The sequence below is a fragment of the Vibrio breoganii genome (assembly GCF_024346795.1).
GTDB classification, from domain to species: Bacteria; Pseudomonadota; Gammaproteobacteria; order Enterobacterales; family Vibrionaceae; genus Vibrio; species Vibrio breoganii.
The window spans coordinates 76,709-102,595 of record NZ_AP024864.1 but is presented as its reverse complement, the minus strand read 5'-3'; the positions used below and the strand labels follow the sequence as shown (position 1 = coordinate 102,595).

Annotated in this window: 21 protein-coding genes, 6 tRNA genes and 3 rRNA genes; 7 read left to right on the top strand and 23 right to left on the bottom strand. The window is 46.0% G+C overall.

Features of this window, described 5'->3' with window-relative positions; genetic code table 11:
• Positions 1-136: 136 nt before the first annotated feature.
• From rrf to OCU35_RS00480, 4 genes are all read right to left on the bottom strand, one after another.
• Positions 137-252 (bottom strand): 5S ribosomal RNA (rrf, locus tag OCU35_RS00495).
• Positions 253-342: 90 nt separating this feature from the next.
• A 23S ribosomal RNA gene (locus tag OCU35_RS00490) occupies positions 343-3,232 on the bottom strand.
• Between the two features lie 344 nt (positions 3,233-3,576).
• Positions 3,577-3,652, bottom strand: a tRNA-Glu gene (locus tag OCU35_RS00485).
• A 67-nt stretch (positions 3,653-3,719) separates the two neighbouring features.
• Positions 3,720-5,272: ribosomal RNA gene (locus tag OCU35_RS00480) — 16S ribosomal RNA — on the bottom strand.
• The 16S, 23S and 5S rRNA genes sit together here with 1 tRNA gene alongside, the layout of an rRNA operon.
• A 613-nt stretch (positions 5,273-5,885) precedes the next feature.
• On the opposite strand from OCU35_RS00480, the gene OCU35_RS00475 reads away from it, so the two are divergent.
• Positions 5,886-6,365, top strand: coding sequence for an RNA recognition motif domain-containing protein (locus OCU35_RS00475; protein ID WP_017030151.1), 480 nt, complete (start codon positions 5,886-5,888; stop codon positions 6,363-6,365).
• Here the strand turns inward: OCU35_RS00475 and murI are convergent.
• Positions 6,346-7,134 (bottom strand): glutamate racemase, encoded by a 789-nt coding sequence (murI, locus tag OCU35_RS00470; protein WP_102328578.1) that lies wholly within the window; start codon positions 7,132-7,134, stop codon positions 6,346-6,348. The genes OCU35_RS00475 and murI overlap by 20 nt on opposite strands.
• A gap of 217 nt (positions 7,135-7,351) precedes the next feature.
• On the opposite strand from murI, the gene trmA reads away from it, so the two are divergent.
• Positions 7,352-8,461 (top strand): tRNA (uridine(54)-C5)-methyltransferase TrmA, encoded by a 1,110-nt coding sequence (gene trmA / locus OCU35_RS00465; protein ID WP_017030149.1) that lies wholly within the window; start codon positions 7,352-7,354, stop codon positions 8,459-8,461.
• Between the two features lie 32 nt (positions 8,462-8,493).
• On the opposite strand, the gene OCU35_RS00460 is transcribed toward trmA, so the two are convergent.
• Positions 8,494-8,853: a YijD family membrane protein gene (locus OCU35_RS00460; protein ID WP_017030148.1), complete on the bottom strand. Its 360-nt coding sequence runs from the start codon at positions 8,851-8,853 to the stop codon at positions 8,494-8,496.
• Positions 8,854-8,862: 9 nt separating this feature from the next.
• Complete coding sequence (gene fabR / locus OCU35_RS00455) at positions 8,863-9,477, bottom strand: HTH-type transcriptional repressor FabR (protein WP_017030147.1); 615 nt, start codon at positions 9,475-9,477, stop codon at positions 8,863-8,865.
• A gap of 176 nt (positions 9,478-9,653) precedes the next feature.
• Here fabR and sthA point away from each other — a divergent pair, with 176 nt between their 5' ends.
• Positions 9,654-11,054: a Si-specific NAD(P)(+) transhydrogenase gene (sthA, locus tag OCU35_RS00450; RefSeq protein WP_017033045.1), complete on the top strand. Its 1,401-nt coding sequence runs from the start codon at positions 9,654-9,656 to the stop codon at positions 11,052-11,054.
• 6 nt (positions 11,055-11,060) lie between these two features.
• On the opposite strand, the gene dinF is transcribed toward sthA, so the two are convergent.
• From dinF to OCU35_RS00435, 3 genes are all read right to left on the bottom strand, one after another.
• Complete coding sequence (gene dinF / locus OCU35_RS00445; RefSeq protein WP_017030145.1) at positions 11,061-12,428, bottom strand: MATE family efflux transporter DinF; 1,368 nt, start codon at positions 12,426-12,428, stop codon at positions 11,061-11,063.
• A gap of 90 nt (positions 12,429-12,518) precedes the next feature.
• Positions 12,519-13,136 carry a transcriptional repressor LexA gene (gene lexA / locus OCU35_RS00440; RefSeq protein WP_026012790.1) on the bottom strand — a complete coding sequence of 206 codons (618 nt, stop codon included), beginning with the start codon at positions 13,134-13,136 and terminating at the stop codon, positions 12,519-12,521.
• 90 nt (positions 13,137-13,226) lie between these two features.
• The gene (locus tag OCU35_RS00435) at positions 13,227-13,583 is read right to left on the bottom strand and encodes a diacylglycerol kinase (protein ID WP_017030144.1); all 357 of its coding nucleotides are present in this window, start codon (positions 13,581-13,583) and stop codon (positions 13,227-13,229) included.
• 167 nt (positions 13,584-13,750) lie between these two features.
• Between OCU35_RS00435 and plsB the strand changes: the two genes are divergently transcribed.
• A complete protein-coding gene (gene plsB / locus OCU35_RS00430; RefSeq protein WP_261825491.1) occupies positions 13,751-16,174 on the top strand; it encodes a glycerol-3-phosphate 1-O-acyltransferase PlsB in 2,424 nt (807 codons plus the stop codon).
• Between the two features lie 36 nt (positions 16,175-16,210).
• On the opposite strand, the gene ubiA is transcribed toward plsB, so the two are convergent.
• The 8 genes from ubiA to ftsY form a co-directional block, all read right to left on the bottom strand.
• Entirely contained in the window at positions 16,211-17,062 is an 852-nt protein-coding gene (ubiA, locus tag OCU35_RS00425; RefSeq protein WP_261825490.1) for a 4-hydroxybenzoate octaprenyltransferase, read from the bottom strand.
• Positions 17,062-17,604: a chorismate lyase gene (locus tag OCU35_RS00420; RefSeq protein WP_017030141.1), complete on the bottom strand. Its 543-nt coding sequence runs from the start codon at positions 17,602-17,604 to the stop codon at positions 17,062-17,064. Before OCU35_RS00420 ends, ubiA begins: the two co-directional genes overlap by 1 nt.
• A gap of 101 nt (positions 17,605-17,705) precedes the next feature.
• Positions 17,706-18,542: a rhomboid family intramembrane serine protease GlpG gene (gene glpG / locus OCU35_RS00415; RefSeq protein ID WP_065599758.1), complete on the bottom strand. Its 837-nt coding sequence runs from the start codon at positions 18,540-18,542 to the stop codon at positions 17,706-17,708.
• A complete protein-coding gene (gene glpE, locus OCU35_RS00410; RefSeq protein ID WP_017030139.1) occupies positions 18,539-18,862 on the bottom strand; it encodes a thiosulfate sulfurtransferase GlpE in 324 nt (107 codons plus the stop codon). The genes glpG and glpE overlap by 4 nt, the downstream gene beginning before the upstream one ends.
• Positions 18,863-19,227: 365 nt before the next feature.
• On the bottom strand, positions 19,228-20,088 hold the full coding sequence (gene rpoH / locus OCU35_RS00405) for an RNA polymerase sigma factor RpoH (protein WP_017030138.1): 861 nt from the start codon (positions 20,086-20,088) through the stop codon (positions 19,228-19,230).
• A 166-nt stretch (positions 20,089-20,254) separates the two neighbouring features.
• Positions 20,255-21,187 carry a permease-like cell division protein FtsX gene (gene ftsX / locus OCU35_RS00400; RefSeq protein ID WP_017030137.1) on the bottom strand — a complete coding sequence of 311 codons (933 nt, stop codon included), beginning with the start codon at positions 21,185-21,187 and terminating at the stop codon, positions 20,255-20,257.
• Complete coding sequence (gene ftsE / locus OCU35_RS00395; protein WP_017030136.1) at positions 21,177-21,851, bottom strand: cell division ATP-binding protein FtsE; 675 nt, start codon at positions 21,849-21,851, stop codon at positions 21,177-21,179. The genes ftsX and ftsE overlap by 11 nt, the downstream gene beginning before the upstream one ends.
• 23 nt (positions 21,852-21,874) lie before the next feature.
• Entirely contained in the window at positions 21,875-23,083 is a 1,209-nt protein-coding gene (ftsY, locus tag OCU35_RS00390; RefSeq protein ID WP_261825489.1) for a signal recognition particle-docking protein FtsY, read from the bottom strand.
• 154 nt (positions 23,084-23,237) lie between these two features.
• Between ftsY and rsmD the strand changes: the two genes are divergently transcribed.
• On the top strand, positions 23,238-23,834 hold the full coding sequence (gene rsmD / locus OCU35_RS00385; RefSeq protein ID WP_026012758.1) for a 16S rRNA (guanine(966)-N(2))-methyltransferase RsmD: 597 nt from the start codon (positions 23,238-23,240) through the stop codon (positions 23,832-23,834).
• Positions 23,834-24,103, top strand: coding sequence for a DUF1145 domain-containing protein (locus OCU35_RS00380; protein WP_017030133.1), 270 nt, complete (start codon positions 23,834-23,836; stop codon positions 24,101-24,103). Before rsmD ends, OCU35_RS00380 begins: the two co-directional genes overlap by 1 nt.
• Positions 24,104-24,429: 326 nt before the next feature.
• Here the strand turns inward: OCU35_RS00380 and OCU35_RS00375 are convergent.
• From OCU35_RS00375 to OCU35_RS00355, 5 genes are all read right to left on the bottom strand, one after another.
• Positions 24,430-24,506, bottom strand: a tRNA-Pro gene (locus tag OCU35_RS00375).
• Between the two features lie 55 nt (positions 24,507-24,561).
• Positions 24,562-24,637: transfer RNA gene (locus OCU35_RS00370), tRNA-His, on the bottom strand.
• A 46-nt stretch (positions 24,638-24,683) separates the two neighbouring features.
• Positions 24,684-24,760: transfer RNA gene (locus OCU35_RS00365), tRNA-Pro, on the bottom strand.
• 148 nt (positions 24,761-24,908) lie between these two features.
• Positions 24,909-24,984 (bottom strand) — tRNA-His (locus OCU35_RS00360).
• 45 nt (positions 24,985-25,029) lie between these two features.
• Positions 25,030-25,106 (bottom strand) — tRNA-Arg (locus tag OCU35_RS00355).
• A gap of 288 nt (positions 25,107-25,394) precedes the next feature.
• On the opposite strand from OCU35_RS00355, the gene OCU35_RS00350 reads away from it, so the two are divergent.
• On the top strand, positions 25,395-25,805 hold the full coding sequence (locus OCU35_RS00350) for a c-type cytochrome (RefSeq protein ID WP_102427437.1): 411 nt from the start codon (positions 25,395-25,397) through the stop codon (positions 25,803-25,805).
• The last annotated feature ends 82 nt before the right edge of the window (positions 25,806-25,887 follow it).

Sequence of the window (25,887 nt, the reverse complement as noted above, 5' to 3'; positions counted from 1 at the left end):
GAGCGCTGCTTTGAATGCCTTAGCACTTAAGCAGGACGCGTATAATACGCGACTGACTGTTAAAGTCAACATAAAACTCTAAATAAATTAGAACTTTATGGTGACTCGCTTCATTAGAAGCAAGTCTAAAATCAAAGCCTGGCGATGTCCTACTCTCACATGGGGAAACCCCACACTACCATCGGCGCTATTATGTTTCACTTCTGAGTTCGGCATGGAATCAGGTGGGTCCACAATGCTATGGTCGCCAAGCAAATTTTAAAATTCGGAAAGCTATATTTAAAAGTTTGTATCACACATTCAAAGTTCTACTTTGAGTCCACAAAACCCCTTGGGTGTTGTATGGTTAAGCCTCACGGGCAATTAGTACAGGTTAGCTCAATGCCTCGCAGCACTTACACACCCTGCCTATCAACGTTCTAGTCTCGAACAACCCTTTAGGACACTTAAAGTGCCAGGGAAGACTCATCTCAGGGCTCGCTTCCCGCTTAGATGCTTTCAGCGGTTATCGATTCCGAACTTAGCTACCGGGCAATGCCATTGGCATGACAACCCGAACACCAGAGGTTCGTCCACTCCGGTCCTCTCGTACTAGGAGCAGCCCCCTTCAATCTTCCAACGCCCACGGCAGATAGGGACCGAACTGTCTCACGACGTTCTAAACCCAGCTCGCGTACCACTTTAAATGGCGAACAGCCATACCCTTGGGACCGACTTCAGCCCCAGGATGTGATGAGCCGACATCGAGGTGCCAAACACCGCCGTCGATATGAACTCTTGGGCGGTATCAGCCTGTTATCCCCGGAGTACCTTTTATCCGTTGAGCGATGGCCCTTCCATTCAGAACCACCGGATCACTATGACCTGCTTTCGCACCTGCTCGAATTGTCATTCTCGCAGTCAAGCGGGCTTATGCCATTGCACTAACCACACGATGTCCAACCGTGTTTAGCCCACCTTCGTGCTCCTCCGTTACTCTTTGGGAGGAGACCGCCCCAGTCAAACTACCCACCAGGCACTGTCCTCATCCCCGATAAGGGGACTAAGTTAGAACATCAACACTACAAGGGTGGTATTTCAAGGACGGCTCCAACGATACTGGCGTACCGTCTTCAAAGCCTCCCACCTATCCTACACATGTAGGGTCAATGTTCAGTGCCAAGCTGTAGTAAAGGTTCACGGGGTCTTTCCGTCTAGCCGCGGGTACACTGCATCTTCACAGCGATTTCAATTTCACTGAGTCTCGGGTGGAGACAGCGTGGCCATCATTACGCCATTCGTGCAGGTCGGAACTTACCCGACAAGGAATTTCGCTACCTTAGGACCGTTATAGTTACGGCCGCCGTTTACCGGGGCTTCGATCAAGAGCTTCGACCGAAGTCTAACCCCATCAATTAACCTTCCGGCACCGGGCAGGCGTCACACCGTATACGTCATCTTACGATTTTGCACAGTGCTGTGTTTTTAATAAACAGTTGCAGCCACCTGGTATCTGCGACTCCTAGTAGCTCCATCCGCAAGGGACTTCACCGCCAAGAGCGTACCTTCTCCCGAAGTTACGGTACCATTTTGCCTAGTTCCTTCACCCGAGTTCTCTCAAGCGCCTTGGTATTCTCTACCCGACCACCTGTGTCGGTTTGGGGTACGATTTCTTATAATCTGAAGCTTAGAGGCTTTTCCTGGAAGCATGGCATCAATGACTTCACTGCACGTAGCAGCTCGACATCGTATCTCAGCGTTAAGAAAGTCCGGATTTACCTAAACTTTCCGCCTACATACTTGAACCTGGACAACCATCGCCAGGCCCACCTAGCCTTCTCCGTCCCCCCATCGCAATTATAAGAAGTACGGGAATATTAACCCGTTTCCCATCGACTACGCCTTTCGGCCTCGCCTTAGGGGTCGACTTACCCTGCCCCGATTAACGTTGGACAGGAACCCTTGGTCTTCCGGCGAGGGGGTTTTTCACCCCCTTTATCGTTACTCATGTCAGCATTCGCACTTCTGATACGTCCAGCAGCCCTTACAGACCACCTTCAACCGCTTACAGAACGCTCCCCTACCCCGCATACAAAAGTATGCAGCCGCAGCTTCGGTGTATAGCTTAGCCCCGTTACATCTTCCGCGCAGGCCGACTCGACCAGTGAGCTATTACGCTTTCTTTAAATGATGGCTGCTTCTAAGCCAACATCCTGGCTGTCTGAGCCTTCCCACATCGTTTCCCACTTAGCTATACTTTGGGACCTTAGCTGGCGGTCTGGGTTGTTTCCCTCTCCACGACGGACGTTAGCACCCGCCGTGTGTCTCCCGGATAGTACTCAATGGTATTCGGAGTTTGCAAAGGGTTGGTAAGTCGGGATGACCCCCTAGCCTTAACAGTGCTCTACCCCCATTGGTATTCGTCCGAGGCGCTACCTAAATAGCTTTCGGGGAGAACCAGCTATCTCCAGGTTTGATTGGCCTTTCACCCCTAGCCACAAGTCATCCGCTAATTTTTCAACATTAGTCGGTTCGGTCCTCCAGTTGATGTTACTCAACCTTCAACCTGCCCATGGCTAGATCACCTGGTTTCGGGTCTAATTCTAGCAACTCGACGCCCAGTTAAGACTCGGTTTCCCTACGGCTCCCCTATACGGTTAACCTTGCTACTAAAATTAAGTCGCTGACCCATTATACAAAAGGTACGCAGTCACGCTTCGAGGCGCTCCTACTGCTTGTACGTACACGGTTTCAGGTTCTATTTCACTCCCCTCACAGGGGTTCTTTTCGCCTTTCCCTCACGGTACTGGTTCACTATCGGTCAGTCAGTAGTATTTAGCCTTGGAGGATGGTCCCCCCATGTTCAAACAGGATATCACGTGTCCCGCCTTACTCGTTTTCACTTAAAATGCGTTGTCGGTTACGGGGCTATCACCCTATACTGCGAGACTTTCCAGACTCTTCACCTGACGCATTAAAAGCTTAAGGGCTAATCCAATTTCGCTCGCCGCTACTTTCGGAATCTCGGTTGATTTCTCTTCCTTCGGGTACTTAGATGTTTCAGTTCCCCGAGTTTGCCTCATTAACCTATGTATTCAGTTAATGATACGTGCTTATGCACGTGGGTTTCCCCATTCAGAAATCCCAGACTCAAATGGTTATTACTACCTAATCTGGGCTTATCGCAAGTTATTACGTCTTTCATCGCCTCTGACTGCCAAGGCATCCACCGTGTACGCTTAGTCACTTAACCATACAACCCCAAAGGGTCTTGCTTACGCAATGCAGTTGCTACGCTGCAGTATGACGTTTCCAAGGTGCGTTATCTCTTTATTATGAGCGAGATAACATTCGATTTTGCCGGACTCAAATTTGAATGCATCCTGGCAAGGATACATTCCCAAGAACACTTGAATGTGTGTTGGTACCTAAATCAATAAAGACTTAGGATTTGAGAACTTTTAAATTTGAACAACAATGAAATCACATTGTTGTTCGTCAGCTTTCCAAATTGTTAAAGAGCATGTTTATTTCCTAAAAAGGAAAAAACCATTTTTAAAGACACTTATTTTCTTAAGAAGAAAATGCGTTTAAAGATGGTATCCCGTAGGGGAGTCGAACCCCTGTTACCGCCGTGAAAGGGCGGTGTCCTAGGCCTCTAGACGAACGGGACATAGGCATCTCTTAACTTTTTAAACCATATCAATCTGTGTGGACACTCATCGTGAGTAATCATCGTATAAGGAGGTGATCCAGCCCCAGGTTCCCCTAGGGCTACCTTGTTACGACTTCACCCCAGTCATGAACCACAAAGTGGTGAGCGTCCTCCCGAAGGTTAAACTACCCACTTCTTTTGCAGCCCACTCCCATGGTGTGACGGGCGGTGTGTACAAGGCCCGGGAACGTATTCACCGTGACATTCTGATTCACGATTACTAGCGATTCCGACTTCATGGAGTCGAGTTGCAGACTCCAATCCGGACTACGACGCACTTTTTGGGATTCGCTCACCATCGCTGGTTGGCTGCCCTCTGTATGCGCCATTGTAGCACGTGTGTAGCCCTACTCGTAAGGGCCATGATGACTTGACGTCGTCCCCACCTTCCTCCGGTTTATCACCGGCAGTCTCCCTGGAGTTCCCACCATTACGTGCTGGCAAACAAGGATAAGGGTTGCGCTCGTTGCGGGACTTAACCCAACATTTCACAACACGAGCTGACGACAGCCATGCAGCACCTGTCTCAGAGTTCCCGAAGGCACCAAAGCATCTCTGCTAAGTTCTCTGGATGTCAAGAGTAGGTAAGGTTCTTCGCGTTGCATCGAATTAAACCACATGCTCCACCGCTTGTGCGGGCCCCCGTCAATTCATTTGAGTTTTAATCTTGCGACCGTACTCCCCAGGCGGTCTACTTAACGCGTTAGCTCCGAAAGCCACGGCTCAAGGCCACAACCTCCAAGTAGACATCGTTTACGGCGTGGACTACCAGGGTATCTAATCCTGTTTGCTCCCCACGCTTTCGCATCTGAGTGTCAGTATCTGTCCAGGGGGCCGCCTTCGCCACTGGTATTCCTTCAGATCTCTACGCATTTCACCGCTACACCTGAAATTCTACCCCCCTCTACAGTACTCTAGCCTGCCAGTTTCAAATGCGGTTCCGAGGTTGAGCCCCGGGCTTTCACATCTGACTTAACAAACCACCTGCATGCGCTTTACGCCCAGTAATTCCGATTAACGCTCGCACCCTCCGTATTACCGCGGCTGCTGGCACGGAGTTAGCCGGTGCTTCTTCTGTCGCTAACGTCAAACACTAAAGCTATTAACTCTAATGCCTTCCTCACGACTGAAAGTACTTTACAACCCGAAGGCCTTCTTCATACACGCGGCATGGCTGCATCAGGCTTGCGCCCATTGTGCAATATTCCCCACTGCTGCCTCCCGTAGGAGTCTGGACCGTGTCTCAGTTCCAGTGTGGCTGATCATCCTCTCAGACCAGCTAGGGATCGTCGCCTTGGTGAGCCATTACCTCACCAACTAGCTAATCCCACCTGGGCATATCCTGAAGCGAGAGGCCCGAAGGTCCCCCTCTTTGGTCCGTAGACGTTATGCGGTATTAGCCATCGTTTCCAATGGTTATCCCCCACATCAGGGCAATTTCCCAGGCATTACTCACCCGTCCGCCGCTCGACGCCCAACAAATCACCCGAAGGGTCAATGTTGTCGTTTCCGCTCGACTTGCATGTGTTAGGCCTGCCGCCAGCGTTCAATCTGAGCCATGATCAAACTCTTCAATTAAAGTTTTGTTGAAGCTTTCGCTTCGGCTCAATGAATACTGACTTCAAAACTACTTATGTAATTCTAAAGCTATTATCATTCCAACAGAATGATAATGAATTGACTGTGCCAAATAACCGAAGTTATTCGTTTTGGTCACTCAGTTCATTGATAAATCTTTTCGATTATCATCAACGAGTGCCCACACAGATTGATAGGTCTAAATTGTTAAAGAGCGTTGCTTTTCGATGATTCCTTTGTGAGGAGCCTCTCAAGCGGACGGCCATTCTAGCGATTTGAACCTCAGTGTCAAACACTTTTTGAATTTAATTTTCTAAGAGAAGTTAAACTCAATTGGGTTCGGCTAGGTAGCCTACTGAACTACTGCGAAGCGTTTCCGCTGTTGCCGTGTCAGTGGGGCGCATTATAGAGATGCTCGTCACATTGGCAAGGGCTTTTTTAAAGTTTTATTTCAAGTGTTCACAAAACCATCAAAAACGGTTTTTGCGACATATTAGACGTGATCAGAGGATAAAATTGGAAAAATTATTGTGGCGTGCGTAATATCTATGTGTCTGTTTTGTTAATGAATTTCACATCCATCAATTCACCAATATATAGTGATAAGCGAATTATGAACTCAAACAAGTCTCTATTGATTGTCATCATCCTTGCAGTAGCTGGTTTTGCACTTGTGTCTCTGTTGTCTATACCGTCTGGTATTGCTTTCTGTTTAGGCGTTGTATCAACTGCTTTAATCTTATGGCAGAAACCTGCTAGTACTGCTTCAAGCTCTAAACCTTCTTATTCATCTTCCTCTTCATCCACACCCGCTTTGAGCGATGAGAATACGACCTTATATGTAGGCAACCTTTCCTACAAAGCGAGTGAGTCTCATGTCAAAGAGTTATTTGAAGAATACGGCACTGTTTATAGCGTGCGTCTAATGAAAGATAAGCGAACGGGTAAGCGTCGTGGCTTTGGGTTTGTCGAAGTAGAGAACGACGATGCTGATGCTATGATCACATCTCTTAATGAGCATGAGTATATGCAAAGAACGATTAAGGTCCGTGTCGCCAATGAACCTAAGCACCCTACAGCGGCTGAATCTTAATCTCGGAAAAACCTAACTCAGTAAAAGAAGATTGTAGCGCGGATCTGGAATACGGCTCCGCGCTGCAATACACATCGTAGCTCAGTTCATTGCTGGAACGAGTCACTGAGACCTCATTAAGTAAGAACTCGACCCTCCTTGATATCGCATCACCTGAATCCACTAGCGTCACTTCATTACCCAAGACCTGACAAATCTCACTTCTTAATAGTGGGAAATGGGTACACCCTAATACAGCAACATCAATATTCCCCTTCAAAGGCTGTAGAACCTGCTTTAGCACAGTAAGGTCAACATCAATCCCTCTGAGCTTTTGTTCGGCCATATCCACCAGCTCAGTAGTCCCTATCATTTTGACGTCTTTGTCTTTAGCAAAGTCTTTTATTAAATCATGGGTGTATTCTCTAGTTACCGTAGCTGGAGTAGCAATAAGACCAACACCCAGATTGGCTCTTTGCGAAGCAGGCTTAATAGCGGGGACAACACCGACGATGGGAATAGAGAACTTCTCTCTCAATCTAGGAAGGACCACTGTACTTGCGGTATTACACGCAATCACGACTAAAGAGATGCTTTGAGTCTCAATGAAGTGCTGCACGTAGTGCTCCACTCGATCAACTAACTCTTCTTGTGCCAACTCCCCATAAGGGTATGCCTGGTTATCAAATGCATAGGTAACACTCACCCACGGAAGCCTTGCCTTTATGTCTTTAAATACAGAAATGCCACCCACTCCGGAGTCAAACATTAAGATTCTTGTTTCAGGCATTGGCGCTCTTTGTCAGGTTTGGATTATTAATTGGAGGCTACTCTATCAAAATACACGACATAGTTAAGTCATCTAATATTATAACGAAGTAAAAATTACAGCACTGTTTTATGCGCAGACAACTATTATTGAATCAAATATCTAGTGCACACAATCTATACTCCGGCGGCTGATGAGTATAGAATCTGCGCCTCTTGTTTCAAGTCAGGAAAAGTGAATGGCCAACCCAAATGTAAACTCTGAGTCTTATCAGGTGCAGTTAGACGATAAAACCGCACGTCTGCAAGAGATGTTTAGCGAATATACGATGCCATCATTAGAGGTTTTCACTTCTGATGAACAGCATTACCGAATGCGAGCAGAGTTCCGCGTTTGGCACGAAGGTGAAGACCTGTACTACGTGATGTTTAATCAAGAGACACGCGAAAAATACCGTGTTGACCAATTTCCTGTTGCAAGCCGCTTGATCAATGACTTGATGCCACTTCTGGTTGAAGCAGTAAAAGAGCACGACGTACTTCGTCATAAGCTTTTCCAAGTAGATTTCCTTTCTACACTTAGCGGTGAAATCCTAATTTCACTTCTTTACCACAAGCAACTTAATGATGAGTGGCAAGAAAGAGCGAAGGCACTTAAGCAACGCCTCAATGATGAAGGGTTTAATCTAAACCTTATCGGTAGAGCAAGGAAGATGAAGGTTGTCCTTGATAGAGACTACGTTATTGAGAAGCTAAATGTGTTTGGTAAAACGTACACTTATCAGCAAGTCGAGAATAGCTTCACCCAGCCTAACGGTCGCGTTGCAGAAAAAATGCTGGAATGGGCGGTAGATTGCACCAAGGAATCTAAGGGTGACTTGTTAGAGCTCTATTGTGGTAATGGCAACTTCTCGCTGGCATTAGCTCAAAACTTTAATCGCGTATTGGCAACAGAGCTGGCTAAGCCCTCTGTAGATTCAGCGCAATACAACATCAAGGCGAATGAAATCGACAATGTGCAGATTATACGTATGTCTGCCGAAGATTTTACCGACGCAATGGAAGGCAAGCGTGAGTTCCGTCGCCTTAAGCAGGCCAATGTTGACCTAAGCAGTTACGACTGTAATACCATCTTTGTTGATCCACCGCGTTCAGGTATGGATGAAGGCACGTGTCGCATGGTTCAAGGATACGAGCGTATTCTGTACATTTCTTGTAACCCAGATACGCTTAAAGATAATCTCGAGATTCTATCGGAAACGCACAACATTACTCGTTATGCGCTATTTGACCAGTTCCCATATACTCACCATATGGAAATGGGAATAATGCTTGAGCGTAAAGCCTAACCAATAAAAAAGAGCGGATATCCGCTCTTTTTTTATCTTCCTAGGTAACCTAGCTTTCTTCCTACCCACACGAGTAGTAGCAAGGTAAAGATAATTGAAAAGAAGTTTGAGCCCGCCTCTGGATACTGCGCCTTTAGAAATGCGCCATGACCAAAGAAACCAATAAAGAAGCTACCTAACCCTAGTAATGGGAAGTCCTCATCGACCGGCTTATTTAAGTAGTTTTGATAAATCACTTGGACGGCAAGCACCAAGCAGATTAACGGGAAAATTGAAAAGGAATAACCTGGTACTGATAGAGAAGACAGCAAGGCACTGCCACTCATACCGCAAACCAGTGCTAACAAAAGTGACTTTTTATCCGAAGCCAATGCTTCTTTCTTATCTGTCATAAAATCCTCTTAATCATTCTTGTTTTGAAATTGATTCATAGCGTGGCCACCCAAAGAGATCATTCGTACTTGATCAACCAATCTTTGTCTGTGAGCCGCACGTTGGTTGGGTTCGATATCTAGAAACTCCGCACCAGAGCTAAATACAAGAGTAACAATTGCATCGGCCTGCAGTGACGCTATCTTTCGTGGTAATTGCTGTGCATTGAGGTAGTCGGCTAATTCAGCACTGAAAAACTGAATCTCTCGGGCTACCGCAGCACGAAACTCTTCCGATGTACCTGATCGTTCACGTAGCAAGAGTCTAAAGATATCAGGGTTAGTCTCAATAAATTCAACAAATGTCTCTATTGAAGTTTGTATTACACTTCGGTCTGGTTGAATCCTTTCGCGGGCTCTGCGCATCAGCTGTCGTAGCAGCAAGCCCGCTTCATCCACCATGACAATACCGAGCTGGTCCATATCATCAAAGTGTCGATAAAAAGACGTTGGTGCAATACCCGCCTCTCTAGCTACTTCCCGAAGGCTCATGCTAGAAAAGCTTCGGCCAGCAGATAACTGTCCAAACGCTGAGTCGATAATCGCTCTTCTGGTTTTTTGTTTTTGCTCTGCCCTAACGCCCATATTCCATTCATACTCTTTTTGACCTGCCCCAATAAAACATAACTGCTTCTCTATTTGCAAACTCTCCCGCCCCACAAAGTGATCTTTATTGTGAGACTGACCACTTAGTCACCACGAACTGATTTACCAATGGCAACAAAGGTTTAAAATGCCATTAACAAAACAAGGAGGTTTCAGTGAGTTCTTCATCGCATTTTGATGTAATCGTAATCGGTAGTGGCCCTGGAGGCGAAGGTGCTGCTATGGGATTAACCAAAGCTGGCTTCAATGTTGCTATTATTGAGAAAGAGAAAAGTGTCGGAGGCGGATGTACTCATTGGGGTACGATTCCATCCAAAGCACTAAGGCATGCCGTTAGCCGCTTCATTGAATTCAATAACAACCCACTCTTTTGTAAAAACAACCGCAGCTTAGATGCCAGTTTTGATGACATCTTAGATCATGCCAAAACCGTCATCGACAAACAGACCACGCTAAGGCAAGGATTCTACGACAGAAACCAATGCACACTGATCTTTGGCGAGGCTAAGTTCTCCGATGCTCATAGTGTAAGAGTCACTGGTGAAGATGGACGTGTTAAGCAATATACCGCTGACCGATTCGTGATTGCGACGGGTTCACGCCCTTATCATCCAACCAACGTAGACTTTAACCACCAGCGTATCTATGACAGTGACTCAATATTGTCTCTACATCATCAACCAAGACACATCATCATTTATGGTGCTGGGGTTATCGGATGTGAATACGCCTCTATATTCCGCGGTCTAGGCGTCAAGACAGACCTTATCAACACTCGCGATCAACTGCTCTCCTTCCTAGATAAAGAGATCTCTGATGCACTCTCTTATCATTTTGGTAGTAATGGTGTAGTGATTCGCAACGGTGAGTCATTCGCAGAAATAGAAGGCACAGATGATGGTGTTATCGTCCACCTAGAATCGGGTAAGAAAATGCGAGCTGATTGCTTGCTGTATGCGAATGGTCGAACAGGTAATACAGACACTCTCAACTTAGATGTCACAGGCTTATCTGCCGATTCACGCGGTCAGTTGAAGATCAATAGTAACTACCAAACCGATGTTGAGCATATCTACGCGGTTGGTGATGTGATTGGATACCCAAGCTTAGCCAGTGCTGCCTATGACCAAGGTCGCTTTGTCGCGAAAGCGATTGCCGAGGGTGAGGCGACTCAACGACTGATTGAGGATATCCCTACAGGTATTTACACCATTCCAGAGATCAGCTCTGTCGGAAAAACGGAGCAAGAACTTACCGCCGCAAAAGTGCCGTATGAGGTAGGGCGAGCTTCCTTTAAGCACCTCGCACGCGCTCAGATTTCAGGTAAAGACATAGGCAGTTTGAAAATCCTCTTCCATAGAGAAACCAAAGAGATATTAGGTATCCACTGCTTTGGTGAAAGGGCCGCTGAGATTATTCATATCGGTCAAGCCATCATGGAGCAACCTGGGCCTGCAAATAGCATCGACTATTTTGTGAACACCACCTTCAACTACCCCACTATGGCGGAAGCCTACCGAGTTGCGGCTCTGAATGGGTTGAATCGTTTATTCTAATAACGGTTAAGCATGGGCAGTTTCTAGGAACTGCCCTTTTTTCCACAAGCGAACAAATACCCAAGCCAATGTAGCGCCGCGCATCGCCATAAAGCCCAGCATGGCAATCCACAGGCTGTGATTCTCAAGATGGGCAAAGCCAAAATAAAGTGCGAAGAACACTAGCGCTGCAACAAACATGCTATTTCGCATTTCCTTACCGCGCGTTGCACCAATGAATATGCCATCAAACAGATAACACCACATGGACACAATAGGCATAATGGCTAACCATGCTAAGTACTCATCGGCCGTCTCCCTGACGCTATCGATATCGCTAATCAAGCCAACAATGATATGGCCACCAGCACCAAACAATAAGGCAAACCCACAGCAGATGATCAGTCCCCAGAAGAAGGTACCTAGAATCGAAAGAGACAATTCCTTCTTACTTTTCGCCCCTATGGCTTTCCCTACCATCGCCTCTATGGCATAAGCAAAGCCGTCCATTGCATAAGAGACCATTAAGACCAAACTCATCAACACTGCATTCGCGGCCACAACATCGTCACCAAAGTTTGCGCCTTGAAATGTCATAAATGCCAGCACAGCTTGCAGGCATAAGGAGCGTAAGAATATATCTCGGTTTAAACGAACAAAGCGTGATAAGCCGGTGAACAATTTATTTATACCCAGAGAGAGTATCTGCTTAGAGCTCAAGGATACGGCACTACCCCAAATCTTATGGCAAAAGTAAATACCCACTAACGCACCCGTGTAGTCAGCAATAACAGAAGCAGAAGCGGCGCCCGCGACACCATAGTCAAGAACCACCACAAACAGGACATCCAATGCGATATTTGTAACATTGGTAATAATGACCATCCACATGGGTGCTTTTGCGTTTTGATTTCCTAACAGCCATCCAAGTAACACAAAGTTGACCATTGCGGCCGGAGCACTCCAAGCCCTGATGGTGAAATACTCATTCGCGTAGAACTGAACTTGTTCACTGGCATCACTGAAGCTTAAGGCTAGGTTGATAATCCCTCGGTGTAAGACCAAAAAGATCAGTGCAAAGGCCAGCGCCATAAAAATGCCTTGCAGTAGCACCAGAGCCAACTTTCGTGGGTTCTCTGCCCCCTTTGCCTGTGCTGATAAGCCAGTTGTCGACATACGTAGAAAACCAAACAGCCAAAACACCATGCTGATCATTGTGCTTCCTAAGGCAACACCCCCCAGATACCAAGAATGATCCAAGTGACCGACCACGGCGGCATCGACTAACCCCAATAGAGGTACAGTGATATTAGACAAAACCATAGGTATCGCTAAGGCGAGTATTCTCTTGTGCAGACTGAGATCCATCAGCGAGCGAACAACGGGGTTTTGCATGACCATCCTTGAGATATTTGAGGCAAAAAAAAGCAGCGCTTCTATAAAGAGCGCTGCATATAGTGAATCATAAATTTTGGGATATTGGTATTACATCCAAGTGCTATTACGAATGATCCCTACCGCTATGCCTTCGATGGCAAGATGCTGTTGTGTTAGGTCGACCTTGATTGGAGAAAGCTCTGCATTCTCTGGGTGCAGCAAAACGGTAGATCCTTTGCGCTCTAACCTTTTTACGGTTACATCTTCATCGACACGAGCCACAACCACTTGTCCGTCTCTAACATCTTGAGTCTTATGAACCGCCAGAAGGTCGCCATCCATAATGCCGATATCTTTCATACTTTCGCCGTGTACGCGAAGCAGGAAGTCAGCTTTAGGTTTAAACATCTGTGGATCAACCTGATAATGCGACTCTATGTGCTCTTGCGCCAAGATTGGCTCACCCGCTGCAACATTACCAATTAACGGCAAGCCATCATCGTTAGCACTGTCTTGTAGAAGTATTCGGATACCGCGCGATGCGCCAGGGATGATCTCAATGACCTGCTTTTTCGCTAGAGCTTTGAGGTGCTCTTCGGCAGCATTCGCTGAACGAAACCCCAGTTCGCGCGCAATTTCGGCTCTTGTTGGTGGCATGCCAGTATCTTCGATTTTCGTCTTGATAAGATCGAATACCTGCTGCTGTCTTTGGGTTAAGGGTCTCATACATCACCTGTTCTTTTATACAGTTCACTGTGAGTATATACAGCATGGTTAAATAATCAACCAGTTACCCCTAATAAGCTGAAATTTAAGTTAAAAGAACAAAACCTCAACCCAGATGTACAGTACTAGGCCTAAAGCCACAAACACGGCGGCTGAACCAATGTCTTTGGCTCGACCTGCCAATTCATGAATCTCTGAACCGATTCGATCGACGACTGCCTCAACAGCTGAATTCATTAGCTCAGCGATCAACACGATGAATAGCGACAGTATCATCAGCATTCTTTCTGTTTGGCTGACATCGAGAATACATGCAATAGGGATAAGAAAGAGGGCTAAGAAAACTTCCTGACGAAACGCGGCCTCATGTTTAAAAGCGGCTTTAAGCCCCTGAATAGAATAACCCGTTGCCTTAATAACGCGTTTGAATCCTGTATTACCTTTCATTGATCACCTATTCTTTTTATCTTGCTGTGCTTTTTCATTTATTGACCTAACATTAAAACAATTCTGGTTAAAAGGTTCGACCAGTTCTGCTATTCTTGCGACGCTTATTTTACCACCTAGTCTTGAAGAGTCTTGGGCACCAAATATAAATTGGGACAATCATAAATATGTCTTCTGGTCATACACTGACACAAACAGCTTTACGCTTTCCTTTGAAAGTATTGGTTAAGGGTAATGTCGTACCCCCTTCTCCTATTAGTGATCTCAACATAGATATAGAGAAACCTATTGTCTATGTGTTGCCGTTCGAATCTAATGTCGACCTTCTTTCTGTTCGTCGTCGAGCCATTCAACTTGGTTTACCTGATCCGCTACAACCTCTTGAGGTTGGTGGCAAAAGCTTTAGACGCTATGTATTTATCTCTACAGGCAAACTCGACCGAGACAACGATACTCTTGACTCACTAGGATCTCAAAGCCTGTTTACGCAACTTCTTAAATTGCACCGTGAACAATCCGATCTTGACGTGCAACTGATCCCAACCACCGTTATGTGGGGGCGAAAGCCAGGTAAAGAGGGACGAGATAAGCCTTATCTAGAAAACCTCTCCCCTTGGAATAAGATGCAAGCGGTGCTCTTTTCTGGACGCGATTGTATGATTCGCTTTAGCCCGCTAGTGTCAATGCGTTACATGGCAGACTCTCGTGGCTCTGATGAAACCATAGCTCAGAAACTGGCTCGCGTAGCACGTATTCACTTCTCTAGACAAAAATTAGCAGCATCAGGACCAAGCCTACCTAGTAGAGATGTCCTGTTTGAGCGACTGATCAAATCTGAGGCTATTAATAAAGCCATTGCCGATGAGGCCGCAGCTAAGAATATTAGTGTTGAAAAAGCAGAGCAACATGCCCTGAAGATAATGGATGAGATTGCGGCTAAGTTCTCTTACTCACTGATCAAGCAAGGTAACTTTGTTCTAACTTGGCTGTGGAACAGACTCTATCAAGGTATCAATGTAAGCAACGCTTCGACAGTGCGTAAGCTGGCGCAAGATGGACATGAGATTGTTTATGTTCCGTGCCACAGAAGCCACATGGATTACTTACTACTTTCCTACATTCTTTATCATGAAGGGATGGTACCGCCACATATCGCAGCCGGAGTAAATCTGAACTTCTTCCCTGCAGGCCCTATCTTTAGACGAGGCGGCGCTTTCTTCATCCGCCGCAGCTTTAAGGGCAATAAGTTGTACTCCACCATTTTCCGAGAGTACCTTGCTGAGTTGTTTACCAAGGGATATTCCGTTGAGTATTTCAGTGAGGGTGGTCGCTCTCGCACAGGTCGTTTACTACAAGCCAAAACGGGCATGTTAGCAATGACGGTGCAGGCGATGCTCAGAGGATTGAACCGTCCAGTCACCTTAGTCCCAGTGTATATTGGCTATGAGCATGTCATGGAGGTTTCCACTTACGCTAAGGAACTTCGTGGTAAACGCAAAGAAAAAGAAAACGCCGGGCAAGTACTGCGCACAATTAGAAAGCTGCGTAACTTTGGTCAAGGCTACGTAAACTTTGGTGAGCCTATCCCGCTGAACCAGTACCTGAATGAAAATGTGCCAGAATGGCGCGAAGACATCGGCGCTGCAGAAGGCACTAAGCCAATGTGGATGACTCCTACAGTCAATGCTATCGCTGAAAAGATGATGACGCATATCAATGATGCCGCTGCGGCTAACGCGCTGACGCTAACGGCGACAGCATTATTAGCTTCAAGACAAAGAGCGCTAACTAAGGAAAGCTTAATCAATCAGATTAATTGCTACCTTAGTATTTTACGCAATGTGCCATACACCAGTTTTGCCACCACTCCGGATAGCAGTGCTGAAGAGCTAGTAGCGCACGCTACCTCACTGGATAAGTTTGTGGTCGATTCTGACAGCATGGGTGAGATCATATCCTTAGACCGTCATCAATCTGTTCTGATGACCTACTATCGTAATAACATCATTCATATGCTCGCTCTACCTTCACTGCTAGCACAGCTAATTATCCAATTGCCTGACTGTACTATCACGAGATTGAAGCGCAATATCGCTGTTTTGTATCCGTTCTTACAAAAAGAGCTGTTCCTTTCATACGATAGTGAGCAACTGGAAGACAAGGTTGAACAAATAGTGCAGGAGTTTCTCTCTCAACAGTTGATTGAGGTTGAGGGTGATATGGTTAATCTTAATCAGACCAATATCCATACCCTGCAGTTACTGTCTCGCACTATCTCTGAAACACTGCAGCGCTATAGCATTGCTCTTAATCTACTGGCGGCTCAACCAGAGCTAGCTCAAGCAGAATTAGAAATGAGGTGTCAGGATATTGCACAGCGCCTGGGTCGTTTACACGGTATCAATGCTCCTGAGTTCTTTGATAAAGGGGTATTCGCGGCGTTATTCAGCACCCTAAAAGAACAAAGTTACTTGAATGCAGAGGGTGAGTGCGATATCGAGCGCACTGAGAAGTTGGCACAAGGCCTACTGGAAATCCTCTCTCCTGAGGTGAAACTCACCATCAAAGAAGGTATCGCTCAAGCGGTATAAAGACAAAAAAAATCCCGGATTTAATCCGGGATTTTTTTATAAGTAAGTAACAAACAGCCCTATCGTAATGACCATCCCAACATAGTTATTGTTGAGAAACGCTTGAAAGCATAGCGCGCGATCCCTAGTTTTTATCAACCACTGTTGATATACAAACAATCCAGCAGCCACTAACACTCCCCAATAAAAAGCAGGGCCAAGAGCCGCGTTCTCACCAACAATCAAAAGCAAGATGATGGTGATAGCTTGCAAGATCCCTACGATTAATTTGTCGAATCGTCCAAATAGTATTGCAGTAGATTTGATGCCTATCTTCAGATCATCATCTCTATCCACCATAGCGTATTGGGTATCGTAGGCGATAGTCCAAAGCATATTGATAACAAACAGCAACCAAGCCAAAGGCGCTATGTGGCCAGATTCTGCCGCCCATGCCATTGGAATTGCCCAGCTAAAGGCCATTCCCAACACCAATTGAGGCAAGTGAGTAAAGCGCTTCATAAAGGGATAAAGGGCCGCTAGCGCAACACCCACAAACGACAGCTGAATAGTCAGTGTGTTCATGGTCAGTACTAGTGCAAAAGAGATAAGACTCAGAACACCAAATAAGGCTAATGCCTCTTTTGCAGACACCAACCCGCTAGGGATAGGTCGAAACTGAGTACGCTCAACATGACCATCTAACTCTCTATCAGCAAAGTCATTGATCACGCACCCTGCGGAACGCATCAAGAATACGCCTAAACAGAATACGATCAATACTGACCACTGCGGTCTACCCTCGGAGGCCATTACCAAAGCCCACAAGGTTGGCCATAAAAGCAATAGGCTACCGATAGGTCGATCCATTCTCATCAACAGGTAGTAGGCTCTTATTTTAGAGACCATTAATCGGATTCCTTGTCTGAATATACTGGGGACTTAGGCAAGAACAGCTCTGCAACTAGCATGGGAGTTCCGTTCATCCATAGCCTAGAGCGTCTTGCGAGTAGGGGCTGACCTTCTACATCGATAATGCCAACCTGCAATCCATCACGATAGGCACCTTCAGAACTAAATACTGTGACCCCTAGTGGCAACTCTCCTTGGTTCTCAAAATCATGAGAATGAGATTGCAATGAGCTCTGAGGTATTAGGGTGCGACCATATACCCAATCGTGACGATCTCCTCGAAGAATCACTTCTCGTAGTAGACACACTTCTTTGTTTAGTACTTGTGCTTCTTGAGTTGAGAGCTCTTCAGGTTGTACCTTGTTGCTCGTAAACAGCTCCACACTCAAATCCGAGCAAGAGAGAGACAATCTGTGAGAAAGAGAGTCTTCTTCTAACAACCAGTGTTTAGCGTTGTTATCTGGGAACTGAAAGTCGCTAGGGCTCTGCCAATTGATGTTTAGCAAGGCCTGCTGAAATGTCCTTATAGGGCTAGTCATACTTACTTCGTAACTCTTTACCAACCAATGGCAACTGTATAAATAAAATATTGGAGCAATTGTACCAATCGCGGTGCCAATAAGGTAACTCAGATCATCAATTAAGTGTTCTGAGTTCGGTTTACGCTATCAAGCCAGCCCAATAAACACCCGGCAACCAATCCCGCAAGGTGTGCGGCATTCGCAATCGCCATAAACGGTTGCACAAAGCCAAGTACCAACCAGATCAACATGAAGGCGAGGATAGGCTTAGGTATATCTAGGCCAAACTGCGGAGCTCTTACCGATAGTACCCATATATATCCAACCAAGGCATACACGACACCACTTAGGCCTCCAAAGTTGGCACCCTCGATCCAATACTGCGCACATCCAGACAAGAGAGCGGAAACCAAGAAAATCTTCGTGAGACGACCTCGACCCAGTCTTTGTTCAATATCCCCACCCAATTGCCACCACCAAAGTAAATTAAAGGTGATGTGCAGAACGGAGAAGTGCAATACAGCATGGGTAACATAGCGCCAAACTTGCCACTGTTGATCGGCCATCGCCGGAAAGTGCAATAAGGAGAACACCTGCTGCTGCATTCCGAGTAGACGCAAACCATAAATCACAATACAGACAAGCATAACCAACAGCGTCATTGGCCCCGCTTTTGCCTTTATCATCTGCATGAAACTTGGCGTTGAATAGCTAAACTGTTGAGTGCGCGTCTCAGCCATATCCCAAGAAGCCGCCTGGTACTTCTTATCATTAGGGTTCTTGAGAAACAGCTCGAGCTCTTGCTGAACCATAGACAGCTTTGCGTCATCATGTAGCCAGAGTACAAACTGGCCATCACCTTCCGGCATCTGCGAAACAGTGGTCCGCTGTGATGCCATGTAATCAATAAAGGCTTGCGCTATTCGTGGGTTATTCAGTTGTATAAGGCGAATCATTCATGAGCCTCTATTGGCAGTTGCTGTCGCTGCCAAGCCTCAAATCCTCCATCTATGCTAAATACTTGCTCAAAGCCCTGGTTCAGTAAGTATTGAGCCGCTCCAACACTGCTAATTCCGTGGTAACACAACACTAGAATCGGGTCTTCAAATTCCACTGAGTCCATGAACTCGGCGATAGTCTGATTGGTAAGGTGGTAGGCATCTACAGGGTGTGCCACTGTAAAGGCTTGGATGTCACGAATATCCACCAATCTCGCTTGTTGCGTGGTTTGCATTTGGTGTGCTTGATTCACACTGATTCGTTGTACTTCTTCCATTATTTACTTGTCCTCAAAAAAATCCTATCCCAAGCCTCTGAATAATTTCATACCCAGGTTTGGGATAACAGTGATCAAATTGCCACCAGCTGTGGGTAAATCTGTGGATTACGTTGATAAAGTGTTTTGATTAATAATGATCCACAATATCTAGTATTGATCCTTAATAATGTGTTGATTTCAAATTATCTATCCCCACTCGATTTATCGATGATAACCCTTGCTTTGACTGAGTTAAAGACATGCTATCGAAATTTATCCCACAGAGTTATCCACAGATTAGGCTTATCATGAAACACTAAAACCGATCCCAATAAAAAAGGCCAAGATCTCTCGATCTTGGCCTTCATAACTCTTAGTTTATATTAGAGGTCGCCGACCGCTAATTTAAGCTTCTTCATCGCATTCTTTTCTAGCTGACGAATACGCTCAGCAGAAACACTGTAGGTATCGGCAAGGTCTTGTAGCGTTTGCTTCTGATCATCTAACCAGCGTGCGCGCACAATGTGTTGGCTACGCTCATCCAAAGTCGCTAGAGCATTGGCTAAGCGTGCATTGGTATGGTTTTCCCAGTTGTCTGCTTCGACATTATCAGCGATATCAGAGTCTTTATCTTCAAGATAAAGCGCTGGCGCTACTGGGTTGAAGTTCGCACTGTCATCGTCATCAGCCGAAAACTCGAAAGTTGCGTCTTGAGCGGCTAAGCGAGATTCCATTTCACGAACCTCAGTTGGTGATACACCTAGCTCTCTTGCTACCGTCTCAACTTCACCGTTGTTAAACCAACCTAGGCGCTTCTTGTTTTTACGCAGGTTGAAAAACAGTTTACGTTGAGCCTTAGTCGTCGCAATCTTAACGATACGCCAGTTACGCAGTACGTACTCATGAATCTCAGCTTTGATCCAATGAACAGCAAATGAAACAAGGCGAACACCCACTTCTGGGTTAAATCGTTTCACCGCTTTCATTAATCCGATATTACCTTCCTGAACTAAGTCAGCTAGAGGAAGACCATAACCAGAGTAACCACGAGCTACATGAACAACAAAACGCAAATGAGACAAAATCAGCTCTTTCGCAGCCTCAATCTCACCTTTGTAATGCAAACGCTCGGCAAGGTCTTTCTCTTTCTCTGCGGTTAGCATTGGGTAACCGTTTGCAGATCTGATGTAGCTATCTAAGCTATCTTGAGATACAACTGCCATTGAAAACGTTTTACTAGCCATTCAATCCCTCATTCATCGAACTTTACAACCTATTCGCTATTAAATTAGCGACTGCTAAAAAAACAGCGGACTGGACATTATGCACAGAAATTCATCGAGAGCAACCCCTCGACTGTGAGCTGAGGCATACCCTCACCCACTTCCCACCTACTGAGACAAGTAAATTCTACACAGGTTCAATTTCAGAAAGATGACGGCGTGCTGAGGCTTGAGCGGCAAATAAACCAAGAAAGCTACCAATTAACAATAAGATAATCGACTCATCAAAACTCAACGGGCTCAAAATGAAACTGCTGTCATATAACGATGCGACCGATTGAACCGTACTTCCCAAGAAAAGTGACAGCGCTAAAGTAATTAACCATGCAAACAAAGAACCCAATAAACCGAACCACATCCCGGTGTAAAGGTAAGGACGAAGAATGAAGCTGTTGGTTGCCCCAAGAAACTTCATGACTTGAATCTCTTCTTTTCGTGCTAGCACATTAAAGCGCATGGTATTGCCAATAATAAGCACTACAGCCACCAGCATCATACAGGCAAGTGCTAAAGCAAGTGCGCTACTCAGCGCCTTAATCGCGTCAAAGCGTTGTAACCAGTCTTGATCCACTCGAACATCAGTAAAGACTTCAACAGCATTGGCAAGGTCGAGGATATGTTGCTGCGTGGTATCAGAGGCTTGCGCTGGATGAATCACCAATAGTGCTGGCAGTGCATAATCATCGAGCAAGCTAATAGCATCATTAAACCCAGAGTGCGAGCTTAGGTCCTGCAATCCTTGCTGTGAAGAAATGTACTCGACACTCGCGATTGCTTGGTCGCCTTCAAGCTGATCCTTGATCAGCATAATGCGCGCCTCTGGTGTGCCTTCTTGTAAGTAAGCACTTACAGCAGCAGGCTGGCTTACTTGTTCAGCGGCATCCAGAATGTTTTTCGCCACCACATAAAGGCTAGATGGCAACGCGAGTACTATCGCAATCACCGCTAAGGTGAACAAATTGCCCAAAGGCCTTTGAGCAATATCGTGCAGTGAACCTTTTGCTACTAGGTAGTGAGAGCGAAAATACCCAATTTTTTGTACTGAACTCTTATTGGCCATAACCCTCTGCCTCGCTCAAAAATCCTTGGTTCAACTCAAAACGGCGATATTGCTTTCGTGTTTCCATCATGCCGACATCGTGGGTCGCGATAAGAATAGAAACGCCCGCGCGATTAAATTCTTCAAATAGCCTAAAGATACGATTAGAAAGCTCAGGGTCTAGGTTTCCGGTTGGCTCATCGGCAAGCAATAACGTCGGTCTATTGACGACAGCGCGAGCAATACCCACTCGCTGCTGCTCTCCACCTGATAATTGAGTCGGCAAACAGCGCGCTTTATCTAGCAAGCCGGTTTTGTCCAAGGCTGCATTTACGCGGCGTTTAATCTCGTTTTCTGCGATGGACTCGATACGCATAGGCAAAGCCACATTATCGAAGACACTTCTGTCCATCAAAAGACGGTGATCCTGAAAGACTATGCCGATATTACGTCTGAGTAGAGGGATTTCTTTATCGCCAATACGTGTAATGTCATGCCCATTGAAGGCTATCTTACCGTCAGTCGGTCGTTCCATGGCGCAAATCAACTTAAGCAGAGTACTTTTACCTGCCCCTGAGTGACCCCCTAAAAAAGCCAACTCGCCCTTTCTTAGATGGAAGTCCACCTTCTGCAATGCTTGATGGCCGCCGCGATAAGCCTTGCTAACCTGTTGAAAGTTAATCACTAAATCGTCCTTGCTGTGGGGTGTTAATCTTCTCTGCTAAACAATGCGTCAATGAACTCTTGAGTCTCAAATGAACGCAGATCATCAATACCCTCACCCACACCGATATAACGAATTGGGATCTTAAACTTATCGGCGATTGCGAAGATAACACCCCCTTTTGCTGTACCATCCAGTTTAGTTAATGTAATTCCGGTTACCGGTGCAACATCGCTGAATAGTTTCGCTTGGCTCATTGCGTTTTGACCCGTACCCGCATCTAACGTCAACATAATCTCATGTGGAGCGCTGCCATCAATCTTCTTCATTACGCGAACAATCTTACGAAGCTCTTCCATAAGGTTGCTCTTGTTCTGTAAGCGCCCAGCCGTATCTGCAATAACAACATCGTAGCCACGCGCTTTGGCCGCTTCGATGGCATCATAGATAACAGAAGCACTGTCCGCTCCCGTGTGTTGAGCGACAACAGGAACATCATTTCGCTGTCCCCATACTTGAAGTTGCTCGACCGCTGCCGCACGGAAGGTATCACCCGCCGCTAGCATCACTTTCTGTCCTTGAGACTGGAATTGCTTAGCAAGCTTACCAATGGTCGTCGTCTTACCAACACCATTCACACCCACCATCAGAATAACGTAAGGCGTTTTTTGCTCATCAATCTGCAACGGTTGCTCTACTTGTGCCAATATCTCGGCAAGCTCCAGCTTGAGTAAGTCATATAATGCCTCACCGTCTTTTAACTGCTGGCGAGAAGCTTTCTCTGTCAGGCTATCGATGATTTTCATGGTTGTTTCCATGCCAACATCGGCAATCAGAAGCTGCTCTTCCAACTCTTCAAATAAGTCATCATCAATCTCTTTGCCTTTGAATAGGCCAAAGAAACCCGCACCAATATTAGCTTTAGTACGTGCAAGACTGCGCTTTAGTCGAGCAAAAAAGCTTTCCGTTGGCTTCTCTTGAACCTCAGGCTGAATGGCCTCGGGTTGAAGTACCTCGGGTGCTTTCTCTTCTGGTTCTGGCTCGCTTTCTTCCTCAACGGGTTGTTCTTCAACAGGCACTAATTCTACGACTTCGCTCTCAGGCTGTTCAGTCGGCGTAGCTTGCTGCTCAGCAATGTCAGCCTCAGGCTGTTGCTGTTCATTAATGTCCGTTTCTTTTTGTTCCGGTTGAGTTTGTTCTTCTTCACCAAAACCAAGCCAAGACAATAAGCCGCGTTTTTTCTTATCCGTCATCGGAGACTATCCCAGTTACTTTATGATTCGTGCATATATACGGCGCCAATCGGCACGGTACGTTCAATTAGCGATGATTAATCTCGTATTTACGAGTACAATTTTAAAATAATCAATAGGGTATGATACCACTTATTCGATGGCCAAAAACAGCATGAGAAAACATCAACGCTCCTCTTCTTCACAAAATAACAAGGGTTCAGGCTCAATCCGCATCATCAGTGGCTTATGGCGCGGACGAAAACTCCCCGTTTATGATGCTGAAGGATTACGCCCCACCACAGATCGAGTGAAGGAAACCTTGTTCAATTGGATTGCCAATGACATCCCAAATGCTCGCTGTCTAGATCTGTTCGCAGGCTCTGGAGGACTAGGATTTGAAGCGGCCTCAAGACAGGCCGAAGAAGTCACCTTGATTGAGCTCAACAGCCAAGCTTTTCAACAGTTGCAACAAAACGCACAGACCGTTAAAGCGACAAACATCAACCTATTGAACCAAAATTCACTAAACTTCTTGAAACAGGAAGGACAGGCATACGATATTGTATTTATTGACCCGCCGTTTCGACAAGGTTTACTAGCAGACACAATAGAGCTGTTGGAAAACAATCACTGGCTGAACGATCAGGCACTGATTTACATTGAGACTGAAAAAGAATTAGAGATGCCTGCCCTGCCAGAAAGCTGGCAATTACATCGTGAAAAAGTGGCAGGACAAGTTAGATTTCAACTATTTATAAGAGAGCAATAATGAAATATCTTTTGATGCTAGCGAAGGCTGCAATCGCCTTTGTTTGGTTTGTTTTGATTTTTAATATTTTTCACCCGTTTCCAGGTAAGGCCGCCATCGCACTCTACATCATGGCCGCTTTCCTACTCATGATGCACGGACTTCAGTCAGCCATCTTCCTTGGAGCATTTGGAGACAAGGTAAAGCTCTCTTCCTGGGAGAAGTGGTCCATACTGATCTTTGGTATCTTCGCGTTGTTAGATATTCGACGCAAACACATGATGGATTAATCAGATTAATCACCAAGCGCACTATTGAGTGCGCTTTTTTATGCCCGAATGAAAAGCTTCGAGTATGGCTTCAAAAAGAAAACCGTAAGGATGGATTCGATGCGACTGGGCTTCCAGCCCCCGACCTAGTGTACTTTCCTCATCCAAACTATAAATTCCAGATGCAAAAAAGCCCCACTCTTTCGAGTGAGGCCTTATGTAGTAGTCGGTGAAGAGGGATTCGATGCGACTGGGCTTCCAGCCCCCGACCTAATGTACTTTTCTCGTCCAAACTATAAATCCCAGATGCAAAAAGGCCTCACTCTTTCGAGTGAGGCCTTATGTAGTGGTCGGTGAAGAGGGATTCGAACCCCCGACCCTCTGGTCCCAAACCAGATGCGCTACCAAGCTGCGCTATTCACCGACTTATGTTTCGTTCTGATTAAATCAAAACAGGGAACCGAGGTTACCTTAATCAATGGGGTGGCTAACGAGATTCGAACTCGCGACCACCGGAATCACAATCCAGGGCTCTACCAACTGAGCTATAGCCACCACTGATCTTTTATTGCCATCGCATATTTGCCATGACCAATTGTAGTGGTCGGTGAAGAGGGATTCGAACCCCCGACCCTCTGGTCCCAAACCAGATGCGCTACCAAGCTGCGCTATTCACCGACAAATTTTAGAGAACTTCGTTTTTACCAGAGGGTTACCTCTAGTCCCGCTATTCTCAAAGGCAGGATGCACTATCAAACCGTGCTATTCACCGACTTATATTTCGTTCTGATTAAATCAAAACAGGAAACCGAAGTTACCGAAATAATGGGGTGGCTAACGAGATTCGAACTCGCGACCACCGGAATCACAATCCAGGGCTCTACCAACTGAGCTATAGCCACCACTATTTTTTGCCAATACGCTGTTTCTGAGAACAAGCTTCCGGATGGTACGCCCGAAAGGATTCGAACCTTCGACCTTTGGCTCCGGAGGCCAACGCTCTATCCAGCTGAGCTACGGGCGCATGCCCTATCGGCGGAGTGGAATAATACGGATATCACACTTTGCCGTCTAGTACTTTTTCAGATTTTTTTTGTGTTTGCGCTTTTTTTCAACGAAAACGATCACTTACTGTAAGTTTCGAGATGTGATTTAACCCTCGCCCCAGTAAAGATATAGTTTAATGCAACAATCATAAGATATATAATCACTCAACATTTACAACACCTTAACAGTTAGTTGTTCCATTTTGTGCGAACTACGTACAAATGTTCATCTGGTTGGCGCTTACTCAGGAATTAAAAGAGAGTTAATGGATATGTCTCGTAAACTTATTACCCTATTTACAGCCGCGCTTGTATTCTCCGGAGCTAGCTTCGCCTCTTCGAGCCAAGAAGATTATGACGCGATTGCCGAGCGAATTAAGCCAGTGGGCGATGTTTATCTTGCTGGAGCAGAACCAGAGCAAGAAGTTGCCTCAGGCCCTCGAGACGGCGCAACAATCTATGGAACATTCTGCGTAGCCTGTCATGGCACGGGTGTGAGCGGAGCTCCTAAAATCAACGATGCTGCTGATTGGAGCGCGCGTATTGCCCAAGGTAAAGAAACAATGGCAGATCACGCAATCAATGGATTTAACGCAATGCCAGCACGTGGTGCGTGTATGGATTGTAGCGATGATGAAATCATTGCCGCTATCGACCATATGATTGCCGACCTTTAAGGGTTTACCGACACAAACAAAAAAGATGGCCTAGGCCATCTTTTTTGTTTCTTAGCTAAGATCTTGGACAAGCTCTTGAGCA

Excerpts from the sequence above, each read along its gene's own strand:
- OCU35_RS00475 (WP_017030151.1), top strand. The coding sequence starts at position 5,886 with ATGAACTCAAACAAGTCTCTATTGATTGTCATCATCCTTGCAGTAGCT.
- murI (WP_102328578.1), bottom strand. The coding sequence starts at position 7,134 with ATGCCTGAAACAAGAATCTTAATGTTTGACTCCGGAGTGGGTGGCATT.
- trmA (WP_017030149.1), top strand. The coding sequence starts at position 7,352 with ATGGCCAACCCAAATGTAAACTCTGAGTCTTATCAGGTGCAGTTAGAC.
- OCU35_RS00460 (WP_017030148.1), bottom strand. The coding sequence starts at position 8,853 with ATGACAGATAAGAAAGAAGCATTGGCTTCGGATAAAAAGTCACTTTTG.
- fabR (WP_017030147.1), bottom strand. The coding sequence starts at position 9,477 with ATGGGCGTTAGGGCAGAGCAAAAACAAAAAACCAGAAGAGCGATTATC.
- dinF (WP_017030145.1), bottom strand. The coding sequence starts at position 12,428 with ATGCAAAACCCCGTTGTTCGCTCGCTGATGGATCTCAGTCTGCACAAG.
- lexA (WP_026012790.1), bottom strand. The coding sequence starts at position 13,136 with ATGAGACCCTTAACCCAAAGACAGCAGCAGGTATTCGATCTTATCAAG.
- OCU35_RS00435 (WP_017030144.1), bottom strand. The coding sequence starts at position 13,583 with ATGAAAGGTAATACAGGATTCAAACGCGTTATTAAGGCAACGGGTTAT.
- plsB (WP_261825491.1), top strand. The coding sequence starts at position 13,751 with ATGTCTTCTGGTCATACACTGACACAAACAGCTTTACGCTTTCCTTTG.
- ubiA (WP_261825490.1), bottom strand. The coding sequence starts at position 17,062 with ATGGTCTCTAAAATAAGAGCCTACTACCTGTTGATGAGAATGGATCGA.
- OCU35_RS00420 (WP_017030141.1), bottom strand. The coding sequence starts at position 17,604 with ATGACTAGCCCTATAAGGACATTTCAGCAGGCCTTGCTAAACATCAAT.
- glpG (WP_065599758.1), bottom strand. The coding sequence starts at position 18,542 with ATGATTCGCCTTATACAACTGAATAACCCACGAATAGCGCAAGCCTTT.
- glpE (WP_017030139.1), bottom strand. The coding sequence starts at position 18,862 with ATGGAAGAAGTACAACGAATCAGTGTGAATCAAGCACACCAAATGCAA.
- rpoH (WP_017030138.1), bottom strand. The coding sequence starts at position 20,088 with ATGGCTAGTAAAACGTTTTCAATGGCAGTTGTATCTCAAGATAGCTTA.
- ftsX (WP_017030137.1), bottom strand. The coding sequence starts at position 21,187 with ATGGCCAATAAGAGTTCAGTACAAAAAATTGGGTATTTTCGCTCTCAC.
- ftsY (WP_261825489.1), bottom strand. The coding sequence starts at position 23,083 with ATGACGGATAAGAAAAAACGCGGCTTATTGTCTTGGCTTGGTTTTGGT.
- rsmD (WP_026012758.1), top strand. The coding sequence starts at position 23,238 with ATGAGAAAACATCAACGCTCCTCTTCTTCACAAAATAACAAGGGTTCA.
- OCU35_RS00380 (WP_017030133.1), top strand. The coding sequence starts at position 23,834 with ATGAAATATCTTTTGATGCTAGCGAAGGCTGCAATCGCCTTTGTTTGG.
- OCU35_RS00350 (WP_102427437.1), top strand. The coding sequence starts at position 25,395 with ATGGATATGTCTCGTAAACTTATTACCCTATTTACAGCCGCGCTTGTA.